14 protein-coding genes, 1 tRNA gene and 1 pseudogene are annotated in these 13,622 nt (G+C 68.7%); 7 read left to right on the forward strand and 9 right to left on the reverse strand.

Annotated features, from left to right (window positions below):
• Together argE and apaG are read right to left on the reverse strand one after the other, a co-directional pair.
• A partial coding sequence (gene argE, locus ASG72_RS05135) for an acetylornithine deacetylase (protein ID WP_082540088.1) occupies positions 1-1,008 on the reverse strand: 1,008 nt, incomplete at its 3' end.
• A gap of 41 nt (positions 1,009-1,049) precedes the next feature.
• A complete protein-coding gene (apaG, locus tag ASG72_RS05140) occupies positions 1,050-1,442 on the reverse strand; it encodes a Co2+/Mg2+ efflux protein ApaG (RefSeq protein ID WP_056709648.1) in 393 nt (130 codons plus the stop codon).
• A gap of 168 nt (positions 1,443-1,610) precedes the next feature.
• Between apaG and ASG72_RS05145 the strand changes: the two genes are divergently transcribed.
• Positions 1,611-2,222 carry a CDP-alcohol phosphatidyltransferase family protein gene (locus ASG72_RS05145; RefSeq protein ID WP_056709649.1) on the forward strand — a complete coding sequence of 204 codons (612 nt, stop codon included), beginning with the start codon at positions 1,611-1,613 and terminating at the stop codon, positions 2,220-2,222.
• A 66-nt stretch (positions 2,223-2,288) separates the two neighbouring features.
• Entirely contained in the window at positions 2,289-3,377 is a 1,089-nt protein-coding gene (locus tag ASG72_RS05150; RefSeq protein WP_082540089.1) for a 2'-deoxycytidine 5'-triphosphate deaminase, read from the forward strand.
• 175 nt (positions 3,378-3,552) lie between these two features.
• On the opposite strand, the gene ASG72_RS05155 is transcribed toward ASG72_RS05150, so the two are convergent.
• Positions 3,553-3,882 carry a hypothetical protein gene (locus tag ASG72_RS05155; RefSeq protein WP_056709650.1) on the reverse strand — a complete coding sequence of 110 codons (330 nt, stop codon included), beginning with the start codon at positions 3,880-3,882 and terminating at the stop codon, positions 3,553-3,555.
• A gap of 147 nt (positions 3,883-4,029) precedes the next feature.
• On the opposite strand from ASG72_RS05155, the gene ASG72_RS05160 reads away from it, so the two are divergent.
• Positions 4,030-4,104: transfer RNA gene (locus tag ASG72_RS05160), tRNA-Gly, on the forward strand.
• 140 nt (positions 4,105-4,244) lie between these two features.
• Here ASG72_RS05160 and ASG72_RS05165 read toward each other — a convergent pair.
• Positions 4,245-5,171, reverse strand: coding sequence for a manganese catalase family protein (locus ASG72_RS05165; RefSeq protein ID WP_056709651.1), 927 nt, complete (start codon positions 5,169-5,171; stop codon positions 4,245-4,247).
• A 293-nt stretch (positions 5,172-5,464) separates the two neighbouring features.
• Here ASG72_RS05165 and rfbB point away from each other — a divergent pair, with 293 nt between their 5' ends.
• Genes rfbB through rfbA form a run of 4 tightly spaced genes read left to right on the forward strand, consistent with a single transcriptional unit; the run spans position 5,465 to position 8,876 of the window.
• The gene (gene rfbB, locus ASG72_RS05170) at positions 5,465-6,520 is read left to right on the forward strand and encodes a dTDP-glucose 4,6-dehydratase (protein ID WP_056709653.1); all 1,056 of its coding nucleotides are present in this window, start codon (positions 5,465-5,467) and stop codon (positions 6,518-6,520) included.
• 14 nt (positions 6,521-6,534) lie between these two features.
• Positions 6,535-7,092, forward strand: a complete 558-nt coding sequence (rfbC, locus tag ASG72_RS05175) for a dTDP-4-dehydrorhamnose 3,5-epimerase (RefSeq protein WP_056709655.1) — start codon at positions 6,535-6,537, stop codon at positions 7,090-7,092.
• 5 nt (positions 7,093-7,097) lie between these two features.
• Positions 7,098-7,988 (forward strand): dTDP-4-dehydrorhamnose reductase, encoded by an 891-nt coding sequence (rfbD, locus tag ASG72_RS05180; RefSeq protein ID WP_056709657.1) that lies wholly within the window; start codon positions 7,098-7,100, stop codon positions 7,986-7,988.
• Between the two features lie 6 nt (positions 7,989-7,994).
• Positions 7,995-8,876: a glucose-1-phosphate thymidylyltransferase RfbA gene (rfbA, locus tag ASG72_RS05185; RefSeq protein ID WP_056709659.1), complete on the forward strand. Its 882-nt coding sequence runs from the start codon at positions 7,995-7,997 to the stop codon at positions 8,874-8,876.
• A gap of 9 nt (positions 8,877-8,885) precedes the next feature.
• On the opposite strand, the gene ASG72_RS05190 is transcribed toward rfbA, so the two are convergent.
• The 5 genes and pseudogenes from ASG72_RS05190 to ASG72_RS20965 all read right to left on the reverse strand — a co-directional run.
• Positions 8,886-10,631, reverse strand: coding sequence for a hypothetical protein (locus ASG72_RS05190; protein ID WP_056709661.1), 1,746 nt, complete (start codon positions 10,629-10,631; stop codon positions 8,886-8,888).
• Positions 10,632-10,800: 169 nt separating this feature from the next.
• Complete coding sequence (locus ASG72_RS05195; protein WP_056709663.1) at positions 10,801-11,898, reverse strand: chemotaxis response regulator protein-glutamate methylesterase; 1,098 nt, start codon at positions 11,896-11,898, stop codon at positions 10,801-10,803.
• Positions 11,895-12,782: a protein-glutamate O-methyltransferase gene (locus ASG72_RS05200; RefSeq protein WP_056709665.1), complete on the reverse strand. Its 888-nt coding sequence runs from the start codon at positions 12,780-12,782 to the stop codon at positions 11,895-11,897. The genes ASG72_RS05195 and ASG72_RS05200 overlap by 4 nt, the downstream gene beginning before the upstream one ends.
• 2 nt (positions 12,783-12,784) lie before the next feature.
• A complete protein-coding gene (locus tag ASG72_RS05205) occupies positions 12,785-13,264 on the reverse strand; it encodes a chemotaxis protein CheW (protein ID WP_056709667.1) in 480 nt (159 codons plus the stop codon).
• 70 nt (positions 13,265-13,334) lie between these two features.
• Positions 13,335-13,622 (reverse strand): annotated as a pseudogene (locus tag ASG72_RS20965) (methyl-accepting chemotaxis protein); the annotation flags it as partial.

A 13,622-nucleotide genomic window follows, 5' to 3' on the forward strand; every position in this document is an offset into this window, starting at 1 on the left:
CGGCAGCCCGGCCCGCTGGAAATGCCCGGCCTCGGTGGCATAGGCCACGGCGATGGTGCTGTTGCGGCCGGCGAGCCGCATGACGAGCGTCTCGGCCTCGGAACCGGGATCGGGCGCCAGGCCCGGCACGTCCGAGCTCATCACCGTGGTGATCGTCGCGGATGGTGCGGTGCGGCGCATGCGTGCCTGGACCTCGTCGCAGATCGCCGCGAAGCGCGCCGGCACGATCTCCGGATCGGAGCCCGGCAAGGTCCGCACCTCCCAGGAGAGATCGGCACGGTCGGCCAGGATGTTGCGGGCGATGCCGCCATGGAACTTGCCGATATGCAGCGTGTCATAGGGCGGATCGAAGCGCCCGCTCGCATCGACGCGCTCCTCCAGCTCGTCCGCCATCTGGACCAGCTCGGCCGCGAGCCTGACGCCGCCATGCACGGCGCTGGCGCCGAGATGCGGTTTTGAGGAATGGGCGGCGACGCCGGTGATGCTGGTGAAGAAGGTGCGGATGCCCTTATGCGCATCGGCCAGATCGAGCGAGGTCGGCTCGCCGACGATGACGGCTCGCGGCCGCGGCAGGTCGACGCCCATGCGGGCGATGCCGTCGACGACGCCGAGGCAGGTGACCTCCTCGTCATAGCTGAAGAACAGATGGATCGGGGTCTTCAGCCCGGCGGCCAGCATGTCCGGCACCAGCGCCAGGGCCAGGGCGATGAAGCCCTTCATGTCGACGGCGCCGCGGCCGAAGGCCTTGCCCTCGGCGACATGCAGCGTGAACGGATCGCGGCTCCAGGCCTGGCCCTCGACCGGCACGACATCGGTATGGCCGGAGAGCAGGATGCCGCCGCGATCCTGCGGACCCAGCGTCGCGAACAGCGCCGCCTTGTCGCCCTCCGCATTGGGGATGCGGGTGGACGCCACGCCCCAGCCGGCGAGATAGCTCTCGACGAAGGCGATGAGGTCGAGATTGGATTTATGGCTGACCGTGTCGAAGGCGACGAGGCGGGCCAGCATCTCGAGCGGCGTGAAGCGCTGCCCGTTCGCGGTGGTGTCGGTCAATGCAGAACCTTCTTCACATAGGGGGAATCGAGCGGGAAGAGCGGCACCGCGACGTCGAAGACGACGCCGTCCTCGCCGAGCATGGCGTAGAAGCCGCTCATCGAGCCGTCGGGGGTCATCAGCGGGCAGCCGGAGGTGTAGCTGAAGCTCTCGCCCGGGCGCATCACCGGCTGCTGCCCGATGACGCCCTCGCCACGCACCTCATGGACCTCGCCGCGGCCATCGGTGATGAACCAATGGCGCGTCATCAGCTGGATGGTCTGCGCCGAGAGATTCACGATCTCGATGCTGTAGGCCCAGAAATACCGTCCCTGCTGCGGCGAGGATTCGCTCTCCATGAATTTCGGCACGGCGGTCACGCGTACGCCATGCGTCTCCGCTTGATACATGACAGGCCACTCCGCCGCTCAGCCGCGCCTGCGCGAGATGTTCAGGGGCGCTGGTTCTGTTATGGGCGCATCCTCGGCAGCGTCAATGCTGTACAACGCCACTGGTGTTCCTGAAGCGCGAAGCTGCGGAAGCTCGGCGCGACGGCGAGGATGATCGGGAGGCACTTCATGTTCGATGGGCGGCTGCGTCCCATCATCGACCCGCCGCTGAACGCGCTCGGCCGCAGGCTGGCGCGCCGCGGCGTCTCGGCCGATGCGGTGACGCTGCTCGGGCTCGCATTAGGGCTCGGCTGCGCCGGGGCGGTCGCCTTCGGGCAGGACGGCATCGCGCTGGCGCTGCTCGCCGCCTCCAGGCTCTGCGACGGGCTCGACGGCGCGATCGCCCGCGCCACCGGGCCGAGCGACCGCGGCGGCTTCCTCGACATCACCTGCGACTTCGCCTTCTACGGTGCGGTGCCACTGGCTTTCGCCCTGCGCGATCCCGGCTTCGCCCTGCCCGCCGCGGCGCTGCTGTTCAGCTTCTACGTCAATGGCGCGAGCTTTCTCGCCTTCGCCATCATGGCGGCGAAGCGCGGGCTGACCACGAGGCAGCGCGGCGCGAAATCGCTGTATTTCACCGCCGGCCTGGCGGAGGGCGGCGAGACCATCGCCTGTTTCGCGGCGATGATGCTGTGGCCGGCGCTGTTTCCCGTTCTCGCCACGGGCTTCGCGGCGCTGACGCTGGTCACCGCGCTGAGCCGCAGCATTCTTGCGTGGAAAACATTCACCACAACGCCATGACGGCGCGCCGCGACTTGGCCTGTCCTGTCGGCTCCGCTAGCTGTTCCTGACCAGCCCGGAGATCGCATGTCGTCGTTCCAGCCCGGCATCCAGCCCGACAGCCGCATCCGTGCCTTCATCGAGGAGGGCGCGATCAGCCTCGCCCAGCCGCCGGCGGAGGGGCAGATCCAGCCCGCCAGCCTCGATCTGCGCCTGGGCGACCGCTGCTACCGGGTCCGGGCCAGTTTCCTGCCGGGCCGCGAGCGCACGGTGAAGAACCGGCTGGAAGCGCTCGCGCTGCACGAGATCGACCTGACGCGCGGCGCCGTGCTCGAGACCGGCTGCGTCTATGTCGCCGAGCTGATGGAGGGGCTGAAGCTGCCCCGGGGCCTGCGCGCCGCCGCCAATCCGAAGAGCTCGACCGGGCGGCTCGACGTCTTCACCCGCGTCATCACCGACCGCGCCCGCGAATTCGATTTGGTCGAGGACGGCTATGAGGGCCCGCTCTTCATCGAGATCTCGCCGCGCACCTTCCCGGTGCTGGTGCGCTCCGGCTCGCGCCTGTCGCAGATCCGCTTCCGCGCCGGGGAGACGCGGCTGGACGACCGCGCGCTCGCGAACCTGCATGCGCGCGAGACGCTGGTCGCCGCGGCCGCGCCCTCCTTCCAGAGCGGCGTCGCGGTCAGCGTCGATCTCTCGGGCTTCGACGGCCTGATCGGCTATCGCGCCAAGCACCACACCGCGCTGATCGACGTCGACCGCGTCGGTGCCTATCGCGCCAGCGAGTTCTGGGAGCCGATCCCGGCCGATGGCTCGCGCGCCATGATCCTGGACCCCGGCCAGTTCTACATCCTGGCCTCGAAGGAGGCGGTGCATGTGCCGCCGGATTACGCCGCCGAGATGACGCCCTTCGACGCGCTGGTCGGCGAATTCCGCGTGCATTACGCCGGGTTCTTCGACCCCGGCTTCGGGCACAGCGCGGCCGGCGGACAGGGTGCGCGGGCCGTGCTGGAGGTGCGCTCGCGCGACGTGCCCTTCATCATCGAGGATGGGCAGATCGTCGGGCGGCTGGTCTATGAGGCGATGGCCGCGCGCCCCGAGGCGCTCTACGGCGCCGGCCTGAAGTCGAATTACCAGGGCCAGGCGCTCAAGCTCTCGAAACATTTCGCCGGTTGAGCAGCCGGCCGAGGCGTTTTGCCGCAATTGCACTGCATTCCTCAGGGATGCTGCGCGGATGAGCCAATTTCACCTGTTCGGACTGATCGCGGCGCCCTCGTTGCTGCTGGTCTATGTCCTGGCGCTGCGCTGGGCGACCCGCCCCGACGCCTAGCGACGATGCGGCCGGCCGCGTTCAGCGCACGCTGATCACCTCGCCGAAGCGGGAGATCACCACGCGGATATCCTCGCCGTCGCGGTCGAGCCCGCGCACCACGAAGCCGCCGCGCGGCGTCGGGCGCACGCCGTCGACGTCGATGACGCCCTGCCGGCGCGCGATGCGGATCGCCTCGCGCTCGGAGATGCCGTCATCATAGAGCGGCGCCGGGGGCGGCGGGCCGCGGAAGCCGGGATCGACGCGGATGCCGCCCGGACCGAATTCGATGCCCTGCGCCTGCGCCGCGCCGTCCGCGACGATGAGGCCGGCTCCGAACAGCGCGGCGGCGATGAAATGTGTCGGACGCATTGACTGGATCTCCCGATGATGCCCGGCAACAGGCGCCGGCAATCTGGCAAAATCATGCCTGCGGGCGATGAATGGCAGATGACTCGGCGAGCCGATGCCGCTAAGAGAATCAGCGATCCCCGCCGGCTGCCCCGCAGCGCGGGAGATGCGGGCGTAGTTCAGTGGTAGAACGTCAGCTTCCCAAGCTGAATGTCGTCGGTTCGATCCCGATCGCCCGCTCCAATTTTCTCCAATCCGTTCAGCCGGACCCTTCAAGCAGTCATGCCGCGCTCCCGCGCCCCGGGAGGGGGCGGCCCGGGCAAGGCCAGCACCCGGCTGCAATGTGACCCGGCGCCACCTGGGGCGGCGCCGGGATTGGTCGGCTAGCGCGAGGCCTTGTAGAGCTTGGTCGCGATCTCGAACATTTCCTCCGGCGCGTAATCCGGGGTAAAGGCCGAGGGCACGCCGGTCAGCTGGTGGATCTTGCCGCCCTCGGGCATCCCGTCCACCACCTCCAGCTCGCCCGGTGGATCGCCGGGCAGGGCCATCTCGCCATTGCCCCAGATCCCCGCCATTTCCCTGTAGTCGTCCGGGCTGAAGGTATAGAGCCGGCGGTGCGAGCCCTCCTGCAGGTATTTCTGGCATTCGGGGATCTTGTCGAGGTTGATGTTGGGGGTCGGCAGCATCTTCTCGATCGCGACGCCGGTGATCTGCTTCAGGGCCAGGGCATAGGCATGCGCATGGACCGAACCGCGCACCAGGAGATAGCCGCAGACCTCGCGCCCGGTCGGATCGGTCAGGGTCTCGTAGACGCGGAGCTTGTGCAGGCGCGCGCCGCATTCCAGATGGAAATTATGCAAGAGATCGGTCACCACATTGCCGGTCGTCGTCACGAAATCATTGTTCCACGAGACGCCGTTGCTGTTGACCGGGGTCGCGCCGCCACCATTCGACAGGAAGGCCGCGGCGAGACGCATGTCGGACATATCCGCGAAGGGCGCGTCGGAAATATCGCCGCCATCGCCGGCATCGCCGTCCTTCTTGTCGGGACCGTTGGCCAGCATGGCGATGCCGTTGCTGACGAGCTCGACATGACCGAGCTCCTCGGCGGTGATGGCGGCGACCAGGCTGTAGAAGGGCCGCAGCTTTTCCTTGCTGCGAAAGTTAAAGCTTTGGAACATGTAGTTGTTGAGGGTCGACATCTCCCCGTATTTCCCGCCGAGCAGTTCCTGCAGGGCGGCAGCGGCATTGGGGTCCGCCTTCTTCGGAACAGGCAGCTCGGCCTGCAGCTTGTCGACGCGCATGAACATAGTCGTTCTCCTGTGCCCCCGGCCCCGACGGATGTCGGCTTGATTGGCGGCTCGGATACGCGCTGATCGCGCTCCAAGCGGGGGTAACCTGAGCTTCAGGCCAGGGTTCCGCGAAGTGGCACGCAGGAGCCGGGCCCGCCTCTCGCTGCGGCTGGCCCGAGCGCGACCGCGCCTGCCAATCCGTTTGCCATGTCCGCAAATGCCGCGGCGGTTTTCTTGACAGCCCCGGGAGGGGCTGCTTCTTCGCTGCGATCGGCCATCATCCATGGAATGCGCGTGATCTGGAGCCTGCGGTGACCCTGAACTACCTCGTCACCGGCGGCGCCGGCTTCATCGGCTCGGCCGTGGTGCGCAAGCTGATCGGCGAGACGCAGGCGCGGGTCTGCGTGGTCGACAAGCTGACCTATGCCGGCAATCTCGCCTCGCTGGCGCCGGTGGCGGGCAGCGATCGCTACCGCTTTGAGCGGGTCGATATCGGGGACGCCCCCCGGATCCGGGCGATCTTCGCCGATTTCCAGCCGGATATCGTGATGCATCTGGCGGCCGAGAGCCATGTCGACCGCTCGATCGACGGCCCGGGCGATTTCATCCAGACCAATATCGTCGGCAGCTTCACCCTGCTGCAGGAGGCACTGCGCTATTGGCGCGGGCTCGATGCGCAGCGCCAGGCACGCTTCCGCTTCCACCACATCTCGACCGACGAGGTCTTCGGCTCGCTCGGCGCGGAAGGGTATTTTCGAGAGGACACGGCCTATCAGCCGAATTCGCCCTATTCCGCCTCGAAGGCGGCGTCGGACCATCTCGTCCGGGCCTGGCACCACACCTTTGGGCTGCCGACGGTGATGACCAATTGCTCCAATAATTACGGGCCCTATCACTTCCCGGAGAAGCTGATCCCGCTGATGATCATCAACGCCATCGAGGGAAAGGCTTTGCCCGTCTATGGCAATGGGCTCAACATCCGCGACTGGCTCTATGTCGACGACCATGCGCAGGCGCTGCTGACGGTGGCCGAGCGCGGGCGGATCGGCGAGACCTACAATATCGGCGGGCATAACGAGAAGACCAATCTCGAGGTGGTCAAGGGGATCTGCGCGCTGCTGGACGAGCTGCGGCCCGATCCCGCCGGCCCGCATGAGCGGCTGATCGCTTACGTCACCGACCGCCCCGGCCATGATGCGCGCTACGCCATCGATGCCGGCAAGATCGGCCGCGAGCTCGGCTGGACCCCGAAGGAGACCTTCGAGACGGGCTTACGCCGCACCGTTGAATGGTATCTCGCCAATCCCGGCTGGTGGGGCGATATCCGCTCCGGCACCTATCGCGGCGAACGCCTCGGCACGGTCTGAAGGAAGCGGATCGCATGCTGAGCGTCGAAGCCACCGCCATTCCCGCCGTCAGGATCATCACGCCGAAGAAACATGGCGATCATCGCGGCTTCTTCTCGGAGGTCTATAACAGCGCGGCCCTGGCGGAAGCCGGGATCGACCTCGTCTTCGTGCAGGACAACCACTCGCTCTCGGGGCCGGTCGGTACGCTGCGCGGCCTGCATTTCCAGTCGCCGCCCTTCGCGCAGGACAAGTTGGTGCGGGTCACCAGCGGGCGCATTCTGGACGTCGCGGTCGATCTGCGCGCGTCTTCGCCGAGCTTCGGCCGGCACGTCGCGGTCGAGCTCTCCGCCGCGAACTGGAAGCAGCTTCTGGTTCCCGCCGGCTTCGCCCATGGCTTCGTCACGCTCGAGCCCGATACCGAAGTGCTGTACAAGGTGACCGCGCCCTATGGGCCGCAGAACGACCATGGGCTGGCCTTCGACGATCCGGCGCTCGGCATCGACTGGCGCCTGCCGCATGAGGGGCTGGTGCTGTCCGACAAGGACCGCAAGCATCCGCGCCTCGCCGATCTGCCGCGCTATTTCGCCTGACGCCGATGCGGATCGCGGTGACGGGACAATCCGGCCAGATCGTGCGCGCCATGCTGGAGCGGGCGCCGGCCGGCGTCGAGGTCATGGCGCTGGGCCGCCCCGGGCTCGATCTCGAAAAGCCGGAGACGATCGCGCCGGCGATCATGGCGAGCCGGCCCGACATCGTGGTCAATGCCGCGGCCTTCACCGCCGTCGACCTGGCCGAGAGCGAGGATGCGATCGCGCAGACGGTCAATGGCATGGCGGCCGGCGAGGTCGCGAGGGCCGCGGCCGGGCTCGGCGTTCCGGTGATTCAGATCTCGACCGACTACGTCTTCGACGGCAGCCTGACGCGGCCCTATCGCGAGGACGACCCGGTCTCGCCGATCTCGGCCTATGGGCGCAGCAAGCTCGCCGGTGAGCGGGCGGTCGCGGCGGCGACGCCCGACCACGTCATCCTGCGCACGGCCTGGGTCTACAGCCCCTTCGGCAAGAATTTCGTGAAGACGATGCTGCGCCTCGCCGAGACGCGCGACGCCGTCGGCGTGGTCGCCGATCAGCGGGGCTGTCCGACCAGCGCGCTCGATATCGCCGACGCGGTCTTCGCCGTGGCGAAAAACCTGCTCGCGGCGCCCGACGATGCCAGCCTGCGCGGGGTCTTCCATATGAGCGCCCAGGGCGAGGCGAGCTGGGCCGATGTGGCCGAGGCCGTCTTCGCCGAGCGCGAAAGGCTGGGCGGCGCTGCCGTCCGGGTCGACCGCATCGCCACGGCGGATTATCCGACCCCGGCCAGGCGGCCCGCCAATTCGCGGCTGGACTGCGCCAGGCTGCAGCAGATCCATGGCGTGACGCTTCCTGACTGGCATGGATCGCTCCAGGCCTGCGTCCAGCGCCTTCTCAGCGACAAGACGGGATAGACGATCATGAAGGGCATCATCCTGGCCGGCGGCTCCGGCACACGGCTCCACCCGATGACGCTGGCGATGTCGAAGCAGCTTCTGCCGGTCTACGACAAGCCGATGATCTATTACCCGCTCTCGACGCTGATGCTGGCCGGCATCCGCGAGGTGCTGATCATCTCGACCCCGCACGACCTTCCGCATTTCCGGCGCCTGCTCGGCGATGGCGCGGCCTGGGGGATGAGCCTCAGCTATGCCGAGCAGCCGCATCCCGGCGGGCTGGCGCAGGCCTATCTCATCGGCGCGGATTTCGTCGCGGGCCAGCCCTCGGTGCTGATCCTGGGCGACAACCTGTTCTACGGCCATTCCCTGCCGGAGATGATGGCGGCGGCCGCGGCGCGCCCGAGCGGCGCCAGCGTCTTCGCCTATCATGTCCGCGACCCCCAGCGTTACGGCGTCGTCGCCTTCGACGGGTCAGGCAAGGCCGTCTCGATCGAGGAGAAACCCGCCAGGCCGAAATCGAACTGGGCGGTGACGGGGCTGTATTTCTACGATGCCGAGGTGGTCGAGATCGCCGCCAGCCTCAAACCATCCGCCCGCGGCGAACTCGAGATCACCGACGTCAACCGCGTCTATCTCGAACGCGGCCAGCTCTCGGTCGAATGCATGGGCCGCGGCTTCGCCTGGCTCGATACCGGCACCCCCGACAGCCTGCTGGAGGCCGCCGAATTCGTCCGCACCCTGGAAAGCCGGCAGGATCTGCGGATCGCCTGCCCGGAGGAGATCGCCTATCGCCAGGGCTGGATTTCGGCCGGGGAGCTCGCGGCGCTCGGCGAGGTCCTCGCCAAGGGCGATTACGGGCAGTATCTGCTGCGGATCTCGCGGGAATCGGCGGCCGGCGCCTGAGCGGCCGGCTCAGAACAGGAAATCATCCGCCTCGTCGGTCGCGGCCGGCTCCGGCTCCGCCGAAGCGGGGCCCGCCTGCTCCATGACGCCATTCTCGCGCAGCACGGCCTGATGGACGCTGCGCTCGGCCATCATCGTGTAATTCGGCCAGATCCGGCTCTGCATCAGCGCCGCCAGGGCCGGCGCGAGGGCTTCGGGCACGGTCGGCGGGCCGGCGGCGAGCCGCGCCAGCTCATCGGCCGCAGCCGTGATCTGGTCGCCCATCGCCGCCGCATTCGAGAAGGACAGCCGCGCCCGGGCGACGACGACGTCGAAACCCTCGCCGTCGCGGACCAGCAGCGCCAGCGCGCCCGCCAGCCGCTCGCCGGCGTCCTTCATCGCCCGCAGCGCCTCCTGCATCGTGCCGTTCATCGCGGAGAAGCGGCTGGAATCGAGGGTGCCCTGTTCCAGATCGGCGGCGGCCTGCTCCATCGCGGAGAAGAGCGGCGCCAGCCCGCGCGCATCCCTGGCGATCAGATCGGCGGCGGCCTTGAGCTCCTGCGCGATCACCACCAGGCTGCGCCCCTCCATGCCGACGCGCGCGGCGCGCAGCCCGGCATTCGTGCCGATCAGCTCGATCGTCGAGACGGAGGCGGTCAGCGCGGTCACGGTGCCGCGGCAGGTCTCGAGCACCGTTTCCAGCGTCCGGCTGACCCTGTCGACCACCGCACGGGCGCTGTCGCAGCCGGCCAGCAGCTCCGCGGCCTGGGCGAGCTTCAGCTCGAGCCCGTCCATGAAGGATTCGTCGGAGCGCCCGCCGCCGCGATAGAGCGCGCCGACCAGATCGAGCAGATGGCCGGTATCCCCGGCCAGAACCGCCAGCGCCGCCTCGATCTCGTCGGCATTGCTGCCCAGGGTCGCGGCGCTCTCGCGCAATTGCGCCGCCTGCAGCCGGTGGAGCAGCCGCGTCGCCGCCGCGACGCCCGGCCCGTCGAGCCCCGCCGTCTCGGCCCCGCTGCCGAGCGTCGCGGACAAGCGCAGCGCCGCGATGCTGTGTTCGAGACGCTGGCGGATGCTGTCGCCGGCCTGCATGGCGATGATCGCGCCGCCCGCCGCCATCGCGATCTTGCCGGAATGGGCGGCGGCGTCGCGCGTCAGCGCCACTCCGCGCTGCTGCCGCTGGGCCAGTTCGGCGAGCGCCTCGCCGAGCTCGTCGGCCAGGCTGGCCAGCGCCCGGCCGTAGCGGCTCTCGAAATCGCGCTGCGCCGACAGGGCCGTGCCGAGCAGCGACACCAGCTGGCGGTAGTCGCGCAGCGACAGCTCGATCGTCCGCGCCGCTTCCAGGGTCAGCTCGACGATCTCGCGGGTGAATTCGCCGTAATCCTGGCCGATCGCCTTGACCGAGACCGCCTCGATGCGGGCGCTGCGGGCCAGGATGGTGATCAGCCGCATATGGCCGAGCAACCCGCCGAGCAGCTGCGTCGCGGCCTGGCTATGGACCGAGAGATCCTGCAGTGCCAGCGCCTCGCGCGCCAGCCCCGCCTCGATGCCGCGCAGCGTCCGCGCCAGCGCGGCGAGGCTTTCGCCGGCCTGGCTCAGGCGCTCGCCCGAGAGTTCCAGCGAGAGCTGGCCCAGCCGCTCCTTCAGCGCCTCGAACAGCGACAGGCCCTCGCCGAGTTCGCTCCCGGCCTTGGCGAAGGTCTGGTCGATCTCGCCGGCATTGACCTCGAGCGCGCCGATCAGGATCGGCAGCCCGGTTGTCTCGACTTGCTTCACGCAACGCTACTCCCATTGCCGCCTCTCGCCCTCCGCACCTCGACGGGTCCTCGGACGCGGCGCCTCCCCCTTCTTGGCCGCCTGATTCCGTGGCCCCGGTCGGGGGCACGGTCCGGCGACGTCGCAGCCTAACGCAAGGGCAGTTGCCAATTGCTTACGCTGCGGCAGATCAGGCGCTGCGGGCTTCCGCGGCGGAGCCGGTGCCGAGCCAGGCCATCAGCTCCTGCGAGATCCGCGCCAGCGGGACGATCCGTTCGGCCGCGCCGATCTCGATGGCCTCCTTCGGCATGCCGAAGACGACGCAGCTCTCCTCATCCTGCGCCAATGTGCGGCTACCCGCCTTGCGCATTTCGAGCAGGCCGCGGGCCCCGTCATCGCCCATGCCGGTCATGATCAGCCCGAGCGCATTGGCCCCCGCATATTGCGCGGCCGAGCGGAACAGCACGTCGGCCGAGGGCCGGTGCCGCGAGACCGGCGGCCCGTCCTTGATCGCCACGCGATATTGCTGGCCGACCCGCTGGAGCAGCATGTGCCTGTTGCCGGGCGCGATCAGGACGCGGCCCGCGCCGAGCTCGTCGCCATCCTCGGCCTCCTTCACCTCCATGGCACAGATGCCGTTGAGGCGCCGCGCGAAGGCGAGGGTGAACTTCTCCGGCATGTGCTGGACCACCGCCATGCCCGGGCACTGCGCCGGCAGCTGTTCCAGGACCTCGCGCAGGGTCTCGGTCCCGCCGGTGGAGATGCCGATGCAGACGATCCGGTCCGTCGCCTGGCGGACGCGGCTGGCGACCGGCGGCGGCATGATGACGTCGGCGGTGTTCTTCTTCTCGATCGGGATGCGCGCCTCGCGCGGCCGCAGCCGGGCCTGAGCTGCGGCGCGCACCGCGTGACGCAGCCGGTCGGCCGTCTCCATCAGCGCGTTGCGCGTGTCGATGCGCGGCTTTGGCAGGACATCGACGGCGCCCGCCTCGAGCGCGTCGAACAGCGCGCGCGAGCCCGCCTCGGTCAGCGTCGAGCAGATGATCACCGGGATCGGGCGCTGGGCCATGATCTTGCGCAGGAAGGTCAGCCCGTCCATGCCCGGCATCTCGATGTCGAGGATGATCACGTCGGGGAGTTCGGCCTGCAGCCGGCGCGCCGCGGCGAAGGCGTCGGCGGCGGCGCCGATCACGGCGATGCCGGGGTCCTCCTGCAGGACCTGGGTCATCACCTGCCGGACGGAGGCGGAATCATCGACGATCAGCACGCGGATCGGCTGTCTTGTCATGCGGCGGCCCTCCTGGGTTGGCTCGTGAGGACGGTGCGATAGATCGTCGGCGACACCGCCTTGACCCTGTCGCATTCCGCCCCGGCCATGGACTCGGAATGGCCCAGCATCAGGTAGCCGCCGGGCCGCAGATGCGAGACGAGGCGGGCGATCACCGCCTCCTGTGTCGGCTTGTCGAAATAGATCAGCACGTTGCGGCAGAAGATGACGTCGACGTCGCGGTCGAACGGGTAGCTCTCGTCCATCAGGTTCAGCCGCTCGAACTGCACGCAGCGGCGCAGCTCCGGGACGATGCGGACGCGCTGCTCCTTGGGGTCCCGCGAGCGCATGAAATAGCGCGCCTGCATCGCGGCCGGGACGGGCGCCACGAAATCCTGGGCGTAGATCGCCTCGCGGGCCGTCTTCAGCACCTCGGTGGAGATGTCGGTGCCGAGGACGGCGTATTGGATCGGCGCGCCGGCGGCGATCATGTCCTGCAGCACCATGGCGATCGTATAGGCCTCGGCGCCGGTGGAACTCGCCGCGCTCCAGAGCTTCAGCCCGACCCTCGGCCCGCCATGCTGGCGGATCAGCTCCGGCACCGCGACATCGCGCAGGAAGGCGAAATGGCTGGGCTCCCGGAAGAAGTCGGTCTTGTTGGTCGTGACGCAATCGATCAGATGAACGAGCTCGGTCTCGAGCCCGTTCTGCCGGAACAGCAGATCGCCATAAACGGCGAGGTTCTGCAGCCCGAGCACGCGCACGCGCTTGCGCAGCCGGCCCTCGACCATGATGCGCTTGGTCTGCGGCAGCTTGATGCCGACGCGGCCTTCGACGATCTGCACGATGGCGGCGAACTGCTTGTCGGTGAGGTGGTCGTGATCCTCGACGGGGTGGTGGCGCATGCTCAGGCAGCCTGGCTCTGCGGATCGGCGAACTCCGCGATCGCGTCGGAGGCCATCAGCTGCGCGAGGTCGAAGATGACGATGAAGGCTTCGCTTTTGCGGCCGATCCCGGCGATATAGGCGGATTTCCAGCGGCCGCCGACATCGGGGGCGGGTTCGGTGAGATCCTGGTCGAGCCCCGTCACCTCGAAGACCCGGTCGGCGACGAAGCCCACACCCATGGTGCGGCCGTTGACCGGCACGTCGAGGATGATGATCCGGGTGGCGTCGGTGGGCTCGGCGCGGGGCAGGCCGAGCTTGGTGCGCAGGTCGACGATGGGGTAGCCGGCGCCCCGGACGTCGATCATGCCGAGCAGGAAATCCGGAGCGTGGGGCAGTTTCGAGATCGGGCGCATGTCCAGGATCTCGCGGACATTGCGGATGTCGATGCCGAACAGCTCCTGGTCGATTCCGAGCGTCAGATATTGGGCAGTGTCAGCCATTGTGGGCCTCGATCGGGAGGAGGGAGGAGCCTCGCGGCCGCGCTGGGCGGGGCCGCGAGGCGGTTGCGGATCAGGCGCGCTTGAAGGCGGCGTCGTTGTGATCGGCGCCATCGTCGAGGTTGAAGGCGAAGCCGCCGCTCGCCCCGCGCTTCGCCGAGGCGGCGCCTTTCTTCGGCTTCACCGCGGCCGACATGGCCTGGGCCTTGTCGCGCAGCTGCTTCACCGTCTGGTCGATCGCGCCCGGCGCGCCGCCGCGGCGGTCGCTGTCGCCGAGGCGGAAGAAGGCGATGGTGTTCTGCAGCTGCTCGGCCTGTCCGGCGAGCTCCTCGGAGGTGGCCGAGACCTGCTCGGACGCCGC

This window comes from Allobosea sp. Leaf344 (assembly GCF_001426225.1).
Lineage (GTDB): Bacteria > Pseudomonadota > Alphaproteobacteria > Rhizobiales > Beijerinckiaceae > Allobosea.